Genomic DNA, 17,657 nt, shown 5'->3' with positions numbered 1-17,657 from the left:
GCGCGCGGCAGCGCCGCGCTACGCTCGGGGCCCCAGACCCCGAGCACGACCCATGCGCCGCATCCTGTTTGCCGCCTGCTGTGCTGCCTTCGCCGCCGCCGCCCAGGCGGCTCCGAAGGCCGACCCCGTGCAATGGACCCTCGACGGCACCACCTTCGAGGGCGTGCTGGTCCATGAAGACAGCGGTGGCGATCGCAAGCCCGGCCTGCTGATGGTGCCGAACTGGCGCGGCGTGAATGCCTCGGCGGTCGAGAAGGCCCGGCAACTTGCCGGCGACGACTACGTGGTGCTGGTGGCCGATGTGTACGGCCGCGACGTGCGTCCCGCCAACGATGGTGAGGCCGGCAAGGTCGCCGGCGCCCTGCGTGGCGAGGACGGCCGCGCCACCCTGCGGGCGCGTGCCCGCAAGGCGCTGGAGGTGCTGCAGGTGCAGCCGCAGGTGGATGCGGAGCAGGTCGGCGCTGTCGGTTTCTGCTTCGGCGGTACCACCGTGCTCGAGCTCGCCCGCGACGGCGCGTCCCTCGCCGGGGTGGTCAGCCTGCATGGCGGCTTGTCGACATCGGCGCCGGCGGCGTCAGCGGTCGCGCCGGCGATCCTGGTGCTCAACGGTGCCGACGACCGCGGCGTCAGCGCGGAGGAGATCGCGGGTTTCCAGCAGGAGATGGATGCCGTCGACGCCGACTGGCAGTTCGTCAACTTCGCCGGGGCAGTGCACTGCTTCGCGGAATCGGATGCCGACAGCCCACCGAACTGCGTCTACCACGAGCGCTCGGCCAAGCGCGCCTGGCGGATGATGGACGACTTCTTCGAGGAGCGTTTCGGGCAGCGCAGTCCGTAAGCGCATACGGTCAAAGGCCGCACGCCGACCCTCAGTACGCGCGATCCACTGCGTACTTCGCCAGCCCGCGCAGCGCTGCAACGGCGTCGTTGTCCGGCAGCCCGTCGAGCGCGCGTTGCGCGGCCTCGGCATGCACGCGGGCACGGTCGCGGCTGTATTCGAGGCCGCCGGTGGCATGGATCGCCGCCAGCACCTCCGGCATCGCATCGGCATCGCCGCGCTGCACGATGCCGCGCAGGCGCTCGCGGGTGGCGGCATCGGACTCGCGGATCGCGTGGATCAGCGGCAGCGTGGCCTTGCCCTCGGCGAGGTCGTCGCCGAGGTTCTTGCCCAGGTCGGCCGCATCGGCGGCGTAGTCGAGCACGTCGTCGGCGATCTGGAAGGCGTAGCCCAGCTGCATGCCGAAGTCGTGCAGCTTCTGGCAGGTGGCGGCATCGGCACCGGCGGCCAGCGCACCCAGGCGCGTGCCGGCGGCGAACAGCACCGCGGTCTTGCGCTCGATCACGCCGAGATAGGCGGCCTCGTCGGTATCCGGGTTGTGTACGTGCAGCAGCTGCAGCACCTCGCCCTCGGCGATGCGGTTGGTGGTGTCGGCGAGGATCCGCATCACCTCCATCGAGTCCAGCTCCACCATCAGCTGGAAGCTGCGCGAGTAGAGGAAATCGCCGACCAGCACGCTGGCGGCGTTGCCCCAGATCGCGTTGGCGGTGCTGCGGCCGCGACGCAGGTCGGACTCGTCCACCACGTCGTCATGCAGCAGCGTGGAGGTATGGATGAACTCGATGATCGCCGCGAGCTGGTGGTGGTCCGGCCCGCCGGCCCCGCAGGCGCGGCCGGCCAGCACCACCAGCATCGGCCGCAGGCGCTTGCCGCCGGCGGAGACGATGTGCTCGGCGACCTGGTTGATCAGCAGCACGTCCGACGCCAGCCGGCGCCGGATCAGCGCATCCACCGCCTGCATGTCGGGCGCGGCGAGTGCCTGGATCGTCGGCAGGTCGGTGGTGACGGCGGCGGGGGGCGGGGCGGTGGCGGACATGCGTGGGGACGTGCGGGAAACGCCCGAGTATAAAGGGCCTGCGCCGGACGCCGACACGATGGCGCGGTGTTTCCCGACGGCCCCGGGCGGCGTCGCCGGGGGCCGGAGCCCGGAGGCTCGCTTATACTTCCGCCCCACACACACGCAAGCCGCCGGCGCCGCCGGTGGCGATCGAAGAAGGTCCCCACACATGGCACGCGGAATCAACAAGGTGATCCTGGTCGGCAACCTCGGCAACGATCCCGACGTGAAGTACACCCAGGGCGGCATGGCCGTGACCACGATCAGCCTGGCCACGTCGAGCGTGCGCAAGGACAAGGACGGCAACCAGCAGGAACGCACCGAGTGGCACCGGGTGAAGTTCTTCGGCAAGCTCGGCGAGATCGCCGGCGAATACCTGCGCAAGGGTTCGCAGGTGTATGTCGAAGGGTCCATCCGTTACGACAAGTTCACCGGCAGCGACGGCGTCGAGAAGTACTTCACCGACATCGTTGCCGACGAGATGCAGATGCTCGGCGGCCGCGGCGAGGGCGGCGGGGGCGGTGGCGGTGGCAACTACGAGCGCAGCAGCGGCGGCGGACAGCGCCCGCAGCGGCAGGAATCCGGCGCGCCGCGTCGCCAGGCCCCGGCCCAGCAGCCGCAGCCGCAGCCGGCGATGGACGACTTCTCAGACGACGACATTCCGTTCTGATCGGCGGCGGCCGGCGCGCCGCACGAAGCTGTTTCCTGCACGGGCGGGCCCACGGGTCCGCCCGTTGCGTGTCCGGCCGCGGGAGCGGTCGCGGCAGGTCGTGCTTGCGGCGCGGCGCCGGGAGTGCAATAGATAGCGCCTTTCCCAACGGAAGCAGGCAGCATGAGGCAGCAGACGAAGTCCACCCGCGTCACCCTGGCGGCAGCGGTCGCCCTCCTCGTCGCCGGCAGTGCGTTCGCGCAGCAGCCGCAGGCACAGCCCCGCCCGCAGCAGCCGGCGCAGGCGGCGCCACAGGCGCAGCTCACGCCCGAGCAGCAGGCCCAGCTCGCCCGCCAGGACGCCGAGATCACCCAGGCCGCGCAGCAGGTCGTGCAGATGATCGATGGCAACCGCACCGGCGAGGTGTGGGACATGGCCACCGTGCGGGTGAAGAGCATGATTCCGCGCGAGACCTTCGTGCAGGAAGTCGCCAACGACCGCGCTCGCGTGGGCGCCGCCGCCCAGCGCGGCCAGGCCGTGGTGACGCGTTCGCAGTTCCAGGCCGGCGGCGAGGTCCCCGAGGGCCTGTACCTCAACGTGGTGTTCCCGACCCGGTTCGCGAACACCCCCGAGCCGGTGCGCGAGCTCGTGTCGTTCCGGCTTGACGAGGACCGCACCTGGCGCGTCTCGGGCTACAGCGTGCGCGCCAACGACCAGTAAACCGCCCCGGCGCTTCGTGCGCCGGCGGCGTGGTGTCACCGGCCCCCGGCGCCTGCGCCGGGGTTCTTCATTCCTGCCCGCCGTCGGCCAGTTCCTCGAGCACGCGTTCGCCGCGGTGGATCCCCGCGCTTTCGTCCGACAGCGCGCCCGGCCCGCGCCCGCTCCGGCGCCGCCAGACGATGAAGATCGCGGTGGCCAGCAGGCCGATGCCGCCGATCGCCAGATTGATCAGCACCCAGGTCGGCGTCGCCGGGCCGGGCTCCACGTCGGCGAACGCCAGCACCACGAACACCCAGAAGATCCACCAGGGCAGCCCGCAGACGTTGGAGTTGATCCGGTAGACGCAGCGCAGCTGCGCCAGCTGTTGCTGGATGCGCGCCACCGGCGCCGCGTAGTCGATGCGCAGCACCAGCGCCGCAGTCAGCAATGCCATCAGCAGGGTGACCACGCCGAAGGCATGCACCAGCAGGCCGGTGGCCAGCATCGCGGGCACCTGCAGATGCGCCGTCCAGCAGGACACGCCGAGCAGGATCAGCCCCACGCCCAGCGTACCCTGCGCCAGCTGCGCCCAGAACAGCGGCCGCAGGCCGCGGCGCATCCGCTCCAGCCTGCGTTCGCGCAGCAGCTCGCGCTGCACCGCGCCCTGCTGTTCCAGCTGGCGGCCGAGCACCTGCCAGGCGTGCCTGAGTTCATCGAGTTCCATCGTGTGCCTCCGGGTGGTTGCTGCGCACGTGTTCGCGCAGGCGCTGCTTCAGTCGCGAGATCCGGGTGGTGACGTTGCTTTCGCCGATGCCGAGGACTTCCGCGATCTCGCGGGTGCTGCGTTCTTCGAGGTAGAGCAGCAGCAACGCGCGTTCGAACGGCGCGCGGCTGCGGATGAAGTCCTGCAGCAACCGCAGCTGGTCGTGGAGCGCGGAGTCCGGACCGGGTGCGGCGCCGTCATGCAGGCATTCGTCGAACGCTTCCGCGCGTCCGTGCTGTCCGCCTTGGCGGCGCACATGGTCGATCGCCACGTTGAGGGCGATGCGATACATCCACGTCGGGAAGCTGCGCGCCGGGTCATAGCCGGGCCAGGCGCGCCACAGCTGCAGCTGGATCTCCTGGGCGAGCTCGGCGCGGTCCTCGCGGTGCAGCGCGTAACTGGCCGCCACCTTCAGCACGATGCCGCGGTGGCGGGCGAGCAGCACTTCGAATCCGTCGGTGTCGCGGGTGGTCACGGAACCGGCAATCTCCATCGGCGTGCACGGGTAGCGGATATACATGGGTGATTCGGTGCACGGCGGCCGATGTCACAGCGCGTTCAATCCGACCCGCGCATCATCGCTGCGTTCCAGACGGAGACACGACCCGATGGTAAAACCCGAGCGTCCCGCCAACGAGGCGCGCCGGCTCGACGCCCTGCGCCGGGCGCGGATCCTCGACACCGCGCCCGAGGACGGCTTCGACGATCTGATCCGCATCGCCGCCGCGATCTGCCGCATGCCGATCGCGCTGGTGAGCCTGGTCGACGAGGACCGCCAGTGGTTCAAGGCGCGGCGGGGGATCGATTTCGAGCAGACGGCCCGCGACGACTCCTTCTGCGCACATTTGCTGTTGCAGCCCGAGCAGCTGATGATCGTCCCGGACGCGCGGCTGGACCCGCGATTCCGCGACAACCCCTTCGTCACCGGCGAGCTGCGCGTGCGGTTCTACGCCGGTGCACCGCTGCTCGATCCGGACGGACTGCCGCTGGGCAGCTTCTGCGTAATGGATCGCGAGCCGCGGGTGCTCGACGAGGAGCAGAAGCTGGCGCTGGTGGCACTGTCACGGCAGGCATCGCGGCTGATCGAACTGCGCCGCGTCAGCGGGGAGCTGGAGCTGCAGCTGCGCGAGCGCGAGTGGTACGAGGAGCAGCTGCAGCAGTACCAGCTGGCACTGGAACAGGAAAACGCCAGCCTGGTGGAACTGACCCGCACCGACCCGCTGACGGGGCTGCCGAACCGCCGTGCGTTCGCCGAGGAGCTGCAGGCGGTGGCGGACACCGGTGCCGCATATTCGGTGGCGATCTGCGACATCGACCACTTCAAGCAGGTCAACGACGAGCACGGCCACTCCGAGGGCGACCGGGTGCTGGTGGCGGTGGCCGATGCGCTGCGTGAACACCACGCCGCCCGCGGACGGGTGGCGCGGGTGGGTGGCGAGGAGTTCGTGGTGCTGTTTCCCGGCCAGCGGGCGGATGCCGCCATGCGCGAATGCGAGACGCTGCGGCAGGCGGTCGCCGACCTGTCCATCGGCCTGCCGGTGACGCTCAGTTTCGGCGTGGCCGAGGGCCGCCCGGGCGAAATGGTGGAGGACGTGTTCGCGCGTGCCGATGTCGCGCTGTACGCGGCCAAGCGCGGTGGCCGCAACCGGGTCGAGGCCGGCTGAGGCGCGCGCTCAGTCGCGCCGGGTGTCGAGCAGGTCGCGCGCTTCGCCGGTGGCGAGGTTCTCGGCATGCAGTTCCGGCGCGGCCGACCCGCGGCGCCGTGACAGCAGCGGATGCACCAGCACCGCCGCCATGATGATCGCCACGCCGGCATAGAACGCAGGCGTCAGTTCGCGCTGTTCGCCCAGCAGCAGGATGGCCAGCACGATCGCGTAGACGGGTTCCAGGTTCACCGCCAGCTGCGCCGAGAACGCGCTCATGTGCCGCAGCGCCACCAGCGACAGCGCGAACGGCAGCAGGGTGCAGGCGAAGGCCAGCAACAGCAGCAGGCCGGCATCGCGCGCGCCGGGCACCACGAAGCCGCCGGCGAACACCGGCGCGGCCACTGCCAGCACCGGCCACAGCAGGGTCAGCGTCAGCGTGCCGGCGCCGAGTTCGATGGTGGTGACGGTGAGCGGATCCGCGCGGTCGACGAGGCGCTTGTTGAACGAGCCGAACAGCGCGACGAACAGTGCCGACAGCGCACCCACCGCCACACCGGCCCGCATCTCGCCCGGCACGCCGCCGACCACCAGCGCCACACCCGGCAGCACCGCGATCCCGAGCGCGAGGTCGCGCATCGACAGCCGGCGCCCGGCCAGACGTGGCTCGATCACCGCCACGAACACCGTGGCCAGCGCCATGCAGGTCGCCGCCACCGAGGCGTTGGCGAGCTTCACCGCCCCGTAGAACGTGAGCCAGTGCAGGCCCACCAGGGCACCGACGCCGGCGTAGCTCCAGGCCAGCCGCCGCGGCAGTGCGCGCAGGCCACGCCAGACGCGCGGCACCAGCAGCAGCGTGCCGGCCACCAGCAGCATCCGCCACCACACCAGCGGCAGCGCCGGCAGGGTGATCAGCTTGCCGAGGATCGCGGTGAATCCCCACAGCAGGACGCAGAAATGGATCTGCCAGTGCGCCTTGGTGGCGGGGGTCATCGGTGGATATCCGGCACGTCAGGGGCGCGCATTATCCATCGCGTCAGCGGCCGCTGGGGTGGCCGCCGCTTCCGCAAGCAACCAGTCGCGGAACAGGCGCGCCGGCGGCCGCAGCCGGCGGTGTCCCGGGTGCACCAGGTGATAGGCCCGGCGCCCGGACACCCATTGCCCGGGCAGCGCGCGCAGGCGCCCGTTCCCGAGCCACGGCGCCGCCACGTGCTCGCGCGCCAGCGCGATGCCCAGGCCGTGGGCAGCGGCTTCCAGCATCGCGGTGCTGTCGCTGAAGACGATGCGCGCATCGGCGTCGGCGCCATGCACGCCATTGGCACGCAGCCAGTCGTGCCAGCCGAAGTGCGACAGGTCGGCGAGCAATGGGTGCACGGGGATGTCGGCCACCGAGCGGATGCGCGCCAGGCCCGCGTACGTCGGCGCCGCGGCGGCGAACAGGCGTTCCTCCAGCAGCAGTTGCGACGACAGGCCGGGCCAGCTGCCGGGCCCGAAGCGGATGCCGAAATCCGGGCCGCCGTCGTCGAAACGGGTGAGTGCGAATCCGGTGTCGATGCGCAGGCGGATCCCGGGATGCGCCGTGGTGAAGCGCGGCAGCCGCGGGATCAGCCAGCCGTGGACGAACGAATGCAGCGTGGTGATCGCCACGGTGTCGCGGGCATCGGGGCCGGCGCGCAGCTCGCGCATCACGCTGTCGAGATCGCCGATGGCGTGGCTCGCGGAATCGGCGAGTCGGCGACCTTCGGCGGTCAGCGAGACACCGCGTGCATGACGCTGGAACAGGGTGACGCCCAGGCGCGCCTCGAGCTTGCGCACCTGGTGGCTGACCGCGCTGGCGGTGAGAGGTGCAGTTCCTCGGCCGCGTGGGCGAAGTTCTGGTAACGCGCTGCGGTTTCGAACGCCGCCAGTGCGGACAGCCAGTCGCTGCGCGTTGCCATCGGGACGCGAATCCTGTTTGTGGCTGGCGCCCAAACTATGCGCTTGTGCGCGCCGGCGGCAAGCGGAGAATCCGGTCCTACTCCAACGGATCGCAGCCGTTGAACGCATGGGTGCAACGGGCCGTACGCCGGGATGCCGGCACCGATGGCCGCACGCTGGTCGAACTGTGCCTGCTGGGCGCGATCTGGGGGGCTTCGTTTCTCTTCATGCGGGTGGCCGCGAACGACTTCGGCGCAGTGCCACTGGTCGAGGTGCGGCTGGCGCTGGGCTCGCTGGTGCTGCTGCCGTTCCTCTGGCATCACCGTGGCGCGTTTCCGTTGCAGCTGTGGCCGAAGCTCGCGCTGATCGGCGCGATCAATTCGGCGATTCCGTTCGTGCTGTTCGCATGGGCGGCCCAGCGCGCGCCGGCCGGCATCGGCGCGATCGCCAACGCGATGACCGTGCTGTTCACCGCACTGGTGGGCGCGATGTTCTTCGGCGAGCGGATCGGCTCGCGCCGTGGTACCGCACTGCTGGCAGGGTTTGCCGGCGTGGTGGTGCTGGCCAGCGGCAAGGTCGCGGGGATGAGCGTCGGCGGCGCGGTGCTGGCGGGTGCCAGCGCATCGCTGTTTTACGGGCTGGGCATCAACCTGGTGCGACGGCACCTCACCGGGCTGCCGCCTGCCGCGGTCGCGTCGGCCACGCTGGGGATGGCGTCGCTGCTGCTGGCACCGCTGGCCGTGGCGCACTGGCCCACGGTGCCCGTCCCGATGGCCGCATGGCTGTCAGCCGCCGCGCTGGGCGTGGTGTGCACCGGCATTGCGTTCGTCATGTACTACCGGCTGATCGCGCGCATCGGCGCCAGCCGCGCATCGACCGTGACCTACCTGGTGCCGTTGTTCGGCGTCGCCTGGGCGTGGCTGCTGCTGGACGAGCCGCTGACCTGGTCGATGGCGCTGGCCGGCGCGATCATCCTCGGCAGCGTCGCCGCCAGCCAGCGCGGCGGCGCACGCTGAGGGCGCCGCAGGCGACGCGGCCTGCGGCAACTGTGGTCAGGCGAACGTCGCCACCAGTTCCTCCTGCTGCGCGCGGCTCAACAGCTCGCCGCGACCGGCCTGCAGGTTGTCGGCCTGGCGGTCCGGCTTGCCGGTGGCGGGGATCACCGCGGTCACCGCCGGGTGGCTGATCGCGAACTTCAGGAACATCTGCGCCCACGAGGTGATGCCGAGCTCCGCCGCCCAGCCCGGCAGCGCACGGCCCTGCACCTCGGCGAACAGCTTGCCGTCGTCGAAGGCGCGGTTGACCAGCACTGCCACGCCCAGTTCCTGCGCGGCCGGCAGCAGCGAGCGCGCGGCTTCCGGTGCGTTGACGGAGTAGTTGACCTGGATGAAGTCGGGCTTTTCCGCGCGCATCACCCGCTCGAGATCGGCATGGCTGCGTTCGACGAAGTGGGTGAGGCCGATGTACTTCGTCGCGCCCTGCGCCTTGAGCTCGCGCGCGTAGGGGAGTGCGATCTCCCAGGCGCGCAGGTTGTGGACCTGCAGCAGCTCGACCCGGTCGGTCCGCAGGCGGCGCCTGCTCTCGGCCCACTGCGCTTCCATCTCCGCGCGGCTGTCAGCGGCGATCTTGGTGGCCAGGAAGCAGCGCTCGCGCCAACCACCTTCGTCGAGCAGCGCGCCCAGCACCTCGTCGGCGTTGGTGTAGTTGGGCGAGGTGTCGAACACCCGGCCGCCGCCCTCGAAGAACACCCGGATGGTCTCCTGCAGGGTGTTGTAGTCGGCGGACCCCAGCGGCACCTCGTAGCTGCCGGACGTGCCCGCCCCGATCGCCGGCACCTGCTCGCCGGTAGCGGGGATGGTGCGCATGATCAGGGCGCCGGTCGCGTGTGGGATGGAGGTCGACTGCACCGGCTGAGCGGGCTGCGCGGCACCGTTGCCGGTGCACGCCACCAGCGGTGCCAGCGCAAGGCCGCTGGCGGCCAGCGAAACGGTGGTCAGGAAATCGCGGCGTGTGCGCATGGCGGGCTCCGGTGTGATGTCCGCGCCGATACTAACCGCGCCGTGTCGGTGCCCGGCGACGCAGCGCAGCAGCGTTGCGCTCAGCGCGGCGGCATCGGCGTGCCGGCGGCGATCTCGCGCGGCATGTCGGTCAGTACCAGCGGCACCCCGCGGGTGGGGTGCTCGATCACCAGCACCGGCTGCCGGTATACGCGCTCGATGGTCTCGCGCTGCAGCACCTCGCGCGGGGTGCCGTCGGCGACCACCCGGCCTTCGCACAGCATCACGATGCGGTCGGAGTACGCCGAGGCGAGGTTGAGGTCGTGCAGCACCGCCAGCACGCAGGCGCCGTCATCGGCCAGCCGGCGCGCGTGCTGCAGCAGGCGCTCCTGGTGGTGCAGGTCGAGCGCGGCGGTGGGCTCGTCGAGCAGCACCACCGGCGTGTCCTGCGCCAGCACGCGCGCGAAGGCGGTGCGCGCGGCTTCGCCACCGGAAAGCGTCTGCACGTTGCGTTCTGTCAGCGCGAGCAGGTCGGCAGTGGCGAGCGAGGCTTCGACGATGTCGTCGTCGCGTGCGGGGTCGCTGTCGTGCGGCAGCCGGCCCATCGCCACCACCTCACGCACGCCGAAGCCGAAACGCACGCTGTGGTCCTGCGGCATCACCGCGCGCTCGCGCGCAAGTTCGCGCACGCGCCACTCCGGCAGCGCGCGGCCACCCACCGACACCAGGCCTTCGCTGGGCCTGCGGTCACCGGCGGCAAGCGACAGCAACGATGACTTGCCCGCGCCATTCGGCCCGACCAGCGCGGTCAGCGTGCCCGGTGCGAAGCGCAGATCGACATGGTCGACGATCACCCGGCCATCGATCACCAGCGCTGCGTGCTCCAGCGCGAGCGCGGGTGCACGGTCGACGGCGGCGCTCACGGCGCGCCCCGTGGCTTGCGGCGCAGCACCAGCCACAGGAAGAACGGCGCGCCGATCGCCGCGGTGAACAGCCCCAGCGGGATCTCCGACGGCGGGTCCAGCGTGCGCGCCGCGGTATCGGCCAGTACCACCAGCAGCCCGCCCAGCAGCGCCGACAGCGGCAGCAGCAGGCGATGGCCCGGGCCGACGATCAGCCGCACCACGTGCGGCACCACCAGACCGACGAAGCCGATCGAACCGGCGAAGGCCACCGCCGAGCCGACCAGCAACGCGCTGAAGGTGATCAGCCGCAACCGCGCGCTGCGCACGTCCAGGCCGATATGTCGCGCCTGGCGTTCGCCCAGCGCCAGCATGTCCAGCGGCGTGGCCATCGTCAGCAGCGCGCCCACGCCGACCGCGAACACCGGCGCGGCGGCGGCCACGTCGGTCCAGCCCACGCGCGCCAGCGAGCCCATCTGCCAGAACACCAGCGACTGCAGCTCGGCGGAATCGGCGACATAGGTCAGCAGGCCGATCGCCGCCGAACATGCCGCGCCGATGGCGATGCCGACCAGCAGCAGGGTGGCGGTGCCCTCGCCGCGACCGGGGCGTGCCAGCAGGTAGATCAGGGTGGTCGCCAGCGCACCGCCGAGGAAGGCCGCGACCGGGATCGTCCAGTAGCCCAGTGCCGAGGCGCCGAGCACGATCGCCGACACCGCGCCGAGCGACGCCCCCTGGGTCACGCCGACGATGCCGGGGTCGGCCAGCGGGTTGCCGAACAGCCCCTGCAGGCTGGCACCGGCAAGCGCGAGGCTGGCGCCCACCATCGCGCCGAGCAGGGCACGCGGGATGCGCAGGTTCCACACCACCGAGATATCGCGGGTGCTGAGGTCGCCGGGTGCCACCAGCCCCAGCTGCACGCCGATGGCCTGCAGCACGTCCACGGGAGCCACCTTCAGCGGGCCGACGCCGAACGACAGCAGGATGCCGGCCAGCAGCGCGAACAGGGCCACCGGCACCGCCAGCTGCCGCACCATCGCCGGGCGTGCGCGGCGCGGGCCCGGAGCGGACGCCGCGTACGGCGTGCTCAAGGCGCCTGGTCCGCCAGTGCCGACAGCGCCCGTGCCAGCGCGATCGCGCCGGCGCCCGACGCGACGCTGGTGTACTTCAGCTGGACGTCGGGCATCACCCAGACCCGGCCTGCCGCACCGGCGGGCGTCTGCCGCAGGGTGGGGTACTGCGACCACAGCGCGTCGGCGCCGCCGAACAGTTCGAGGTCGTGTTCGCTGACCAGGATGACGTCCGGTGCCGCGGCGACGATGCCTTCCTGGCTGAGCACCGAGTAGTCGCGCACCCCGGCGGCATCGCCGATGTTGTCGCCGCCGGCGAGGCGGATCAGCGCCGCGGCCGCGGTGTCGGCGCCGCCGACGGTCGGCTGGCCGCCGGCACCGGTGGCCGACACGTGGATCACTTTCGGGCGCCGTGCGTGGCCGCTGGCGATCCGCGCCGCCTCGTCCAGCTGCGCCTGCACCTGCACGGCCAGTCGTTCGCCGGCCTCGTCGGCACCGAACAGCGCCGCGGTCTTGCGCACCTTGTCGGGTGCGGGCTGCAGGTCGTCGACGATCACCGCCGGCAGGCCGGCATCGCGCAGCTTGGCGGCCAGGCCGCTGTTGCCGTGGCGGCGCAGGCTGTTGCCGACGAACAGCGTGGCGTCCAGGCTCAGCACGCCCTCGGCACCGGTGGTGCGGTTGAACAGGAACTGCTTCGGCGCGGCGCGCCCGGCCGCGGTGGCGGTGTTGATCGGCGCGGCGAACACGTGCGCGTCGAGGTCGAGCGCCTCCATCACCGAGATCACGTCGTCGCCCCCGGCAATCGTGCGGCGGCTGTCGGTCACGGTGACCTCGACGCCGTCGTCGGAACGCACCGTCGCCGGCAGCTGCTGGACCACCGGGCCGGCGTCCGGCACGTCGACCCCGACCACGTGCTGCCAGCCCCGTGGCAATGCCGTGGCGCCGGCGGTATCGGCCGACGCGGCACCCTCCGCGCCTGTAGACGTCGGTGCAGGCGAGCACGCGGCCAGCGCCAGCGCCAGGCAGGCGGCGAGGGCAGGGATGGACAGTCGGGGCATACGGCGGTCAGGCATGGAGGAATCCATCATTGCCTGCAGGACGGGGCGTCCTGCAGGCGGAAGCGCGCATTTTACCGGTCCCGGCAGGGCCCTCAGCGCGTCTTCGGGGTGATGCGGCGGATATGGTCGCCGGCGGGGTCGTTCTCGCCGCGCGACTTGTTGGTGGCGAAGATGTGGCCGCGGCCGTCGGGGAACACGTGGTTCGGGAAGGTGCCACCGTCGAGGTTGGCGACGATGTTGCCGTCGCTGTCCACCACCGCGATGGTGCCTGCCACCCGGGTCGGCACGTAGGCCAGGCCCGACTGCGGGTCGACCGCGACATACACCGCGCCGGCGCCCACGTAGACGTCATGCAGCACCTCGCCGCTGTCGGCGTCGGCGATGACCAGGTTGTCGCTGCCCTGCGCGGCGACGTAGACGCGACGCTTCCGCGGGTCGACCGCCACACCGATCGCGCCCTTGACGCCCGGCACGCGGAACACCCTGTCGACGGTGCCGGTGGCGACGTCGAGCACGGCGACCTCGCCGGTGGACAGGCTCACGGAGTACAGCTTGTGTGCGACCGGATCCAGCGCCAGCGCCATCGGGCTGAAGGTCTCGCCGCGCTCGCCGGACGGGATCGTCACTTCCTGCACCACCTCGAGCGTCCTGGTGTCGAACGCGACCAGTACGCCGCCGCCGAAGCTGCTCGCCCAGGCGCGGCCGGTGGCGGCATCCACCACCACGTCGCGCGGGTGCGCGATCACCCCGGGGTCGAACTGCTTGACCAGCGACAGGTCGGACTGGCGGTAGACGGCCACGGTGTCGTCGTGGGTGTTGGTGACCCAGACATTGCCGTGGGTGTCGTCGACGCCGACGCCGTACACCGCGAACACGCGGCCGTCCTCGTGGCCGGGTACCGCGGCCGGGGTGATGCGTGCGGTGACTTCCAGCGTCTGCGGGTCGAGCCTGAGCAGTTCCGACTGCGTCACCGGCGGCCGGCCCACCGCGGCGGTCACGAACAGCGCGTCGCTGGCCGTGCCGTGCGCGACCTGGTAGAGCCCGCGCACCAGCGGCTTCGCGCTGACATCGAAGCGGTCCTGGGCCGACAGCGGGATCTCCTTCGACACCTTGAGATCGAACACCGCCGCCGCATCCGGGTTGGCGACGCGCACCACGACCGGATGCTGGCCGGCGGCGGCATCGGCGGGGATCGCCAGCGTGGCCTTGAAGCCGCCCTCGCCATCGGCGATGTAGGGCTGCGGGTTGAGCACCGTCTCGCCGCGCAGCAGCGTGACCGACTGTCCGGGCTTGAAGCCACTGCCGGCGATCTCCGCCTCGCTGCCGGGCAGCACCAGCGGGGTAGTCGCCCGCACGCTGCCGCGGAAGTCGCTGTCGGGGGTGCCGAACACCTGCGCGCCGGCGATGCCGGCGGCCATCGTCAGGGCCAGGCCCAGCGCCGCCAGGCGCAGACGGGAATTACGGGAACGCGTGCTGCTCATTGCGGACTCCTTGCGATGGATGCCGGCCCGGGCCGGGAGTGATGGGGTGTGGGTGGCGGTGCGGCGGGGGCTGCTGCATTGGCGAGAGCGGAACATCCGGCGTCGGGCCGGCCACTGGCGGCGCGGACGGTCGATGGCCTACGCCGGGGATTTAGTGGGGTCGGCCCGCGATGGGCACGGCCGCGATGGGAGGACGTGTTCGACAGGCCGGCCAGGGTGCTCATTCGCCGGCGGGCGGTCGCGGCGTGTCGCTGCGGTCGGCGACGCCGGTCACCGCGTGCAGCGCGCCCATCAGCGAGGCGCGGAACATCGGGCCGTGGCCGAGGCCGGGAAACTCGCGGTAGGAGGCATCGACCCCGGGCACGGTCGCCAGCGTTTCGGCGAGCCGCATCGCGGCATCCGGCGTCGCCGCCTGGATGCGCTTGAGGTGGGCGACCACGCGCGGGTTGCTGAGGTCGCGCTTGCCGCGGTCGCCAACGCGCTCGGCGCCGCCGAGGTGGATCATCACCCGCGCCGGATGCCCCGTGTTGTGGGCGATGAAGCGCTCGCTCTCGCGCACGGCATGCGCGTTGCCCCACCACATCGACGGACTGCCGGCGACGTAGGTCTGGAACGCGCCGGTGCGCGTGTACAGCGTATGCAGCACGAACAGACCGCCCAGCGAATGGCCCCACAGCGTCTGCCGCTGCGGATCGATCGCCAGGCGCTCTGCCAGCTGCGGGCGGATGCGGCGCTCGATGAGTTCGGCCAGCGCATCGGCGCCGCCACTGCCCAGTGGCGCGGTCTCCGCATCCTCGGGGGGCAGTACCGCCGGGGTGTAGTCGCGGTTGCGTTGGGGGGAATCGATGCGCAGGTCGTTGTCGTAGCCGATGAACACCAGTGCGTGCGGCTCCGGCTGCGCCGCCAGTTCGTCGAGCAGTGCATCGTCGAACTCGATCAGCGCGGCGTTGCCGTCGAGCATCCAGAACGTCGGCCAACCCGCCGCGGGCACGGGGCTCTTCGGCACCGCCACATGGACGCGCCAGCTGCGGCTGCCGTCGTCGCTGGTCACGGTGAAGCGCTCGAAGGCGTAAGCCTGCGACGCGCGATCGGCCACGGTCTGGCCGATGGTCTGCAGCGGATTGCGCTGCTGGGCGGAGACGGGCGTTGTCATGGCGAGCGAGGCGAGGAGCAGCAGGCCGGCCGCGGCGGTGGCCGCGGCACGGCAGCGCAGGGTTGTCCGGCAGCTGGCCGGTCGGGAACTCACAGGATGGAAGCGGGCTGTCATGCGGGGACCGTCGAACACGTCAGAAGCCGATGTGGGTGCTGACGAACCAGGCGCGTCCCGGTTCGTTGTAGGTGTAGGCGCCGGCGCCCTCGATGGCGTTCGGCGTGCCGAGGTTGACGCCGGATGCGTTGCCGCGGCGGAAGATGCGCTTGTCGAGCAGGTTGTCCACGCCCAGGACCACGCTCACACGGTCGGTGATCCGGTAGCGGCCACTCAGGCCGACCAGCGCGTAGGGCGGCATGCGGTCCGCGGCACTGCCGGTGACCGGGCGGCCCTGGTAGTCGAGGCGCTGCGGCACCTGCTCGCCGTAGAACGTGGCGCGCGCCAGCAGCGCCAGGCGTTCGCTTGCCTGCCAGTCGAAGGCGGTGTTGACGGTGTATTCGGGGATCGTCGACAGCGCATCGCCGGTCGTGCGGTTCTCCGATTCCAGCATCCAGGTGACGTTGGTATTCCAGCGCAGCGAATCAGCCAACGGCAGTTCCAGGCTGCCTTCCAGGCCCTCGATCACCGCCCTGGGTACGTTGTCCCAGCGGAACACGTCGACGTTGCTCCCGCGGTCGACGGCGACGCGGCCCGCTTCCACCTTGTCGCGGTAATCGTTGTGGAACCAGGTCAGTCCGGCCTGCATGCGGCCGTCCGCGAACTGCACGCCGAGCTCCTTGTTGATGCTGGTCTCGGCCTCGAGCGCGTCGTTGCCGACCAGGAAGCAGGGGCCACCCCCGCCCCAGCAGCCGATGCCGTTGCTGTAGAGCGAATAGCCGGCATTGCTCTGGTAGAGATTGGGTGCCTTGTAGGCGCGGGCGATGCCGGCGCGCAGGGTCCAGTCGGGCAGGAACCCGAACGCGGCGTTGAGCGCGGGGCCCAGGTTGCCGCCGTGGCGGTCGTGGTGGTCGTAACGCAGCGTCGGAGTCACCGTCAGGCGCTCGCCGATGTAGATGTTGTCCTCGACGAACACCGAGGCGATGCGCGCATCGGCTCGGCCGTCCCATGTCCCCGGCGGCACCGGCACGCTGGGCTGCGGGTTGCGGTCCTTGAGGCCGGAGGCGGCGTCATGCAGCCGGCTGTCGACCCATTCCGCACCGACGGTGACCACATGGTCGACGCTGTCGCCGATGACGGTGTGGTTGAGCTCACCATGAAGCGTCAGCGTGCGCAGGTCGATGTCGCCGAAGCCGCCATCGACGATGAAGATGCCTTCGGTGCCGCCGGCCAGGCCTTCGAGCAGCCGCGTGTTGCGGGTGTCCTCCAGCGCGGCGTACACCAGCGAGCGCGTGGAATCGCCGTACTCGCCACGGTGGCTGATGTCGAAGGTGCGGCGGTAGCTGCGGTTGGTCTCCGCGCCGATCCACTTCAGCACTTCGGCATTGCGGTTGGTGTTCTGGCTGTCGCCGGTATAGATGTTGCCCTGGCGGCTGAAGCCGGCGCCGATGTCGATGCGGTGGCCGGGCACCAGTTCCCACAGCAGGCGGGTGGAGACGTTGCGGTTGCGCACGCCTTCGCGGCCGGCCGGGAAGGTGCCGGCGTTGCTGCCGGTGCGCACCGACGCGTGGTCACGGTTGATCCCGAAATCGTCCGCATCGGCCTTGCCGACCGTGCCGGACACGCGGAACGAGAGGCGGTCGGACAACGGGCCGCTCATCTGCAGGCCGGCGCGCTGGCTGCCACCGTCGACGGCGTGGGTCGGCACCGATCCATAGAGGTTCAGCGAGCCGGTGAACGCATCGGATGGCGCCCGGGTGATGATGTTGACCACGCCGCCAGCGGCGCCGTTGCCATAGCGTGCCGCGGCCGGCCCGCGCAGCACCTCGACGCGTTCGATCTGCTCGGGCGCCACCCAGCCGGTGTCGCCGCGCGAATCGCGCTCGCCGCGCCAGCCGTAGCGCACCGCATTGCGGCTCGAGACCGGAATCCCGTCGACCAGGATCAGGGTGTTTTCCGGGCCCATGCCGCGGATATCGATCTGCCGCTGGTTGCCACGCTGGCCACTGGTCGAGTTGCCGGTCAGATTCACGCCGGGCAGCGTGCGCAGGAACTCGGCGATGTCGTTGCGCGGGGGCAGGCGCTCGATATCGTCGGCGAGGATGGTGGATGCACCCAGCGCCTGGCGCGCGATGGCCTCGGCGGTGACGTGCACGGTGTCGAACGTGCGTACGTCGGTGGAGTCCGCAGGTTCCCCTGTCGCCGGAGAGACGTCCTGTGCGGCCAGCGGCGCACACAGGATCATCAGCGCGATGGTCGAAGCGGACAGGGACACGCGGCGTGGGCAGGGCATCTCGGGTTCCGGCACGGGTTGTCGGGCGTCGCTGCGGCGGCTGA

At 71.2% G+C, this 17,657-nt stretch carries 17 protein-coding genes; 5 read left to right on the top strand and 12 right to left on the bottom strand.

Annotation, left to right across the window (positions count from 1 at the left end):
- The first annotated feature begins 52 nt into the window (after positions 1 to 52).
- Positions 53 to 838 (top strand): dienelactone hydrolase family protein, encoded by a 786-nt coding sequence (locus LDO11_RS06735; protein ID WP_232140844.1) that lies wholly within the window; start codon positions 53 to 55, stop codon positions 836 to 838.
- A gap of 31 nt (positions 839 to 869) precedes the next feature.
- On the opposite strand, the gene LDO11_RS06730 is transcribed toward LDO11_RS06735, so the two are convergent.
- On the bottom strand, positions 870 to 1,874 hold the full coding sequence (locus tag LDO11_RS06730; protein ID WP_232140843.1) for a polyprenyl synthetase family protein: 1,005 nt from the start codon (positions 1,872 to 1,874) through the stop codon (positions 870 to 872).
- A gap of 190 nt (positions 1,875 to 2,064) precedes the next feature.
- Between LDO11_RS06730 and ssb the strand changes: the two genes are divergently transcribed.
- Both ssb and LDO11_RS06720 read left to right on the top strand, forming a co-directional pair.
- Positions 2,065 to 2,565: a single-stranded DNA-binding protein gene (gene ssb / locus LDO11_RS06725; RefSeq protein ID WP_232140842.1), complete on the top strand. Its 501-nt coding sequence runs from the start codon at positions 2,065 to 2,067 to the stop codon at positions 2,563 to 2,565.
- A gap of 162 nt (positions 2,566 to 2,727) precedes the next feature.
- Positions 2,728 to 3,264 (top strand): DUF4019 domain-containing protein, encoded by a 537-nt coding sequence (locus LDO11_RS06720; RefSeq protein WP_129135346.1) that lies wholly within the window; start codon positions 2,728 to 2,730, stop codon positions 3,262 to 3,264.
- 67 nt (positions 3,265 to 3,331) lie between these two features.
- Here the strand turns inward: LDO11_RS06720 and LDO11_RS06715 are convergent, their stop codons facing one another.
- Together LDO11_RS06715 and LDO11_RS06710 are read right to left on the bottom strand one after the other, a co-directional pair.
- Complete coding sequence (locus LDO11_RS06715) at positions 3,332 to 3,967, bottom strand: hypothetical protein (protein ID WP_232140841.1); 636 nt, start codon at positions 3,965 to 3,967, stop codon at positions 3,332 to 3,334.
- Entirely contained in the window at positions 3,954 to 4,499 is a 546-nt protein-coding gene (locus LDO11_RS06710) for an RNA polymerase sigma factor (RefSeq protein ID WP_232140916.1), read from the bottom strand. The genes LDO11_RS06715 and LDO11_RS06710 overlap by 14 nt, the downstream gene beginning before the upstream one ends.
- A 115-nt stretch (positions 4,500 to 4,614) precedes the next feature.
- On the opposite strand from LDO11_RS06710, the gene LDO11_RS06705 reads away from it, so the two are divergent.
- Positions 4,615 to 5,670 (top strand): GGDEF domain-containing protein, encoded by a 1,056-nt coding sequence (locus tag LDO11_RS06705; RefSeq protein WP_232140840.1) that lies wholly within the window; start codon positions 4,615 to 4,617, stop codon positions 5,668 to 5,670.
- A gap of 9 nt (positions 5,671 to 5,679) precedes the next feature.
- On the opposite strand, the gene LDO11_RS06700 is transcribed toward LDO11_RS06705, so the two are convergent.
- Together LDO11_RS06700 and LDO11_RS06695 are read right to left on the bottom strand one after the other, a co-directional pair.
- Positions 5,680 to 6,642: an EamA family transporter gene (locus LDO11_RS06700; RefSeq protein WP_232140839.1), complete on the bottom strand. Its 963-nt coding sequence runs from the start codon at positions 6,640 to 6,642 to the stop codon at positions 5,680 to 5,682.
- Between the two features lie 18 nt (positions 6,643 to 6,660).
- The gene (locus LDO11_RS06695) at positions 6,661 to 7,464 is read right to left on the bottom strand and encodes a LysR substrate-binding domain-containing protein (protein ID WP_232140838.1); all 804 of its coding nucleotides are present in this window, start codon (positions 7,462 to 7,464) and stop codon (positions 6,661 to 6,663) included.
- 233 nt (positions 7,465 to 7,697) lie between these two features.
- Here LDO11_RS06695 and LDO11_RS06690 point away from each other — a divergent pair, with 233 nt between their 5' ends.
- Positions 7,698 to 8,582: a DMT family transporter gene (locus tag LDO11_RS06690; RefSeq protein WP_435574617.1), complete on the top strand. Its 885-nt coding sequence runs from the start codon at positions 7,698 to 7,700 to the stop codon at positions 8,580 to 8,582.
- Between the two features lie 36 nt (positions 8,583 to 8,618).
- On the opposite strand, the gene LDO11_RS06685 is transcribed toward LDO11_RS06690, so the two are convergent.
- The 7 genes from LDO11_RS06685 to LDO11_RS06655 all read right to left on the bottom strand — a co-directional run bounded on the left by LDO11_RS06685 (position 8,619) and on the right by LDO11_RS06655 (position 17,595).
- Positions 8,619 to 9,584, bottom strand: coding sequence for an aldo/keto reductase (locus LDO11_RS06685; protein ID WP_232140836.1), 966 nt, complete (start codon positions 9,582 to 9,584; stop codon positions 8,619 to 8,621).
- An 80-nt stretch (positions 9,585 to 9,664) separates the two neighbouring features.
- Complete coding sequence (locus LDO11_RS06680) at positions 9,665 to 10,486, bottom strand: heme ABC transporter ATP-binding protein (RefSeq protein WP_232140835.1); 822 nt, start codon at positions 10,484 to 10,486, stop codon at positions 9,665 to 9,667.
- The gene (locus tag LDO11_RS06675; RefSeq protein WP_232140915.1) at positions 10,483 to 11,502 is read right to left on the bottom strand and encodes a FecCD family ABC transporter permease; all 1,020 of its coding nucleotides are present in this window, start codon (positions 11,500 to 11,502) and stop codon (positions 10,483 to 10,485) included. The genes LDO11_RS06680 and LDO11_RS06675 overlap by 4 nt, the downstream gene beginning before the upstream one ends.
- Positions 11,503 to 11,552: 50 nt before the next feature.
- On the bottom strand, positions 11,553 to 12,608 hold the full coding sequence (locus tag LDO11_RS06670; protein WP_232140834.1) for a heme/hemin ABC transporter substrate-binding protein: 1,056 nt from the start codon (positions 12,606 to 12,608) through the stop codon (positions 11,553 to 11,555).
- A gap of 77 nt (positions 12,609 to 12,685) precedes the next feature.
- A complete protein-coding gene (locus LDO11_RS06665; protein ID WP_232140833.1) occupies positions 12,686 to 14,074 on the bottom strand; it encodes a Vgb family protein in 1,389 nt (462 codons plus the stop codon).
- 220 nt (positions 14,075 to 14,294) lie between these two features.
- Entirely contained in the window at positions 14,295 to 15,227 is a 933-nt protein-coding gene (locus tag LDO11_RS06660; protein ID WP_232140832.1) for an alpha/beta hydrolase, read from the bottom strand.
- A gap of 133 nt (positions 15,228 to 15,360) precedes the next feature.
- Positions 15,361 to 17,595 (bottom strand): FepA family TonB-dependent siderophore receptor, encoded by a 2,235-nt coding sequence (locus LDO11_RS06655; protein WP_232140831.1) that lies wholly within the window; start codon positions 17,593 to 17,595, stop codon positions 15,361 to 15,363.
- Positions 17,596 to 17,657 lie beyond the last annotated feature (62 nt).

The organism is Alterluteimonas muca (assembly GCF_021191595.1).
Lineage (GTDB): Bacteria > Pseudomonadota > Gammaproteobacteria > Xanthomonadales > Xanthomonadaceae > Luteimonas > Luteimonas muca.
This window is presented reverse-complemented; position numbering and strand designations above follow the sequence as displayed.

Excerpts from the sequence above, each read along its gene's own strand:
- LDO11_RS06735 (WP_232140844.1), top strand. The coding sequence starts at position 53 with ATGCGCCGCATCCTGTTTGCCGCCTGCTGTGCTGCCTTCGCCGCCGCC.
- LDO11_RS06730 (WP_232140843.1), bottom strand. The coding sequence starts at position 1,874 with ATGTCCGCCACCGCCCCGCCCCCCGCCGCCGTCACCACCGACCTGCCG.
- ssb (WP_232140842.1), top strand. The coding sequence starts at position 2,065 with ATGGCACGCGGAATCAACAAGGTGATCCTGGTCGGCAACCTCGGCAAC.
- LDO11_RS06720 (WP_129135346.1), top strand. The coding sequence starts at position 2,728 with ATGAGGCAGCAGACGAAGTCCACCCGCGTCACCCTGGCGGCAGCGGTC.
- LDO11_RS06715 (WP_232140841.1), bottom strand. The coding sequence starts at position 3,967 with ATGGAACTCGATGAACTCAGGCACGCCTGGCAGGTGCTCGGCCGCCAG.
- LDO11_RS06710 (WP_232140916.1), bottom strand. The coding sequence starts at position 4,499 with ATGGAGATTGCCGGTTCCGTGACCACCCGCGACACCGACGGATTCGAA.
- LDO11_RS06705 (WP_232140840.1), top strand. The coding sequence starts at position 4,615 with ATGGTAAAACCCGAGCGTCCCGCCAACGAGGCGCGCCGGCTCGACGCC.
- LDO11_RS06700 (WP_232140839.1), bottom strand. The coding sequence starts at position 6,642 with ATGACCCCCGCCACCAAGGCGCACTGGCAGATCCATTTCTGCGTCCTG.
- LDO11_RS06685 (WP_232140836.1), bottom strand. The coding sequence starts at position 9,584 with ATGCGCACACGCCGCGATTTCCTGACCACCGTTTCGCTGGCCGCCAGC.
- LDO11_RS06675 (WP_232140915.1), bottom strand. The coding sequence starts at position 11,502 with ATGGTGCGGCAGCTGGCGGTGCCGGTGGCCCTGTTCGCGCTGCTGGCC.
- LDO11_RS06670 (WP_232140834.1), bottom strand. The coding sequence starts at position 12,608 with ATGCCTGACCGCCGTATGCCCCGACTGTCCATCCCTGCCCTCGCCGCC.
- LDO11_RS06665 (WP_232140833.1), bottom strand. The coding sequence starts at position 14,074 with ATGAGCAGCACGCGTTCCCGTAATTCCCGTCTGCGCCTGGCGGCGCTG.
- LDO11_RS06660 (WP_232140832.1), bottom strand. The coding sequence starts at position 15,227 with ATGACAACGCCCGTCTCCGCCCAGCAGCGCAATCCGCTGCAGACCATC.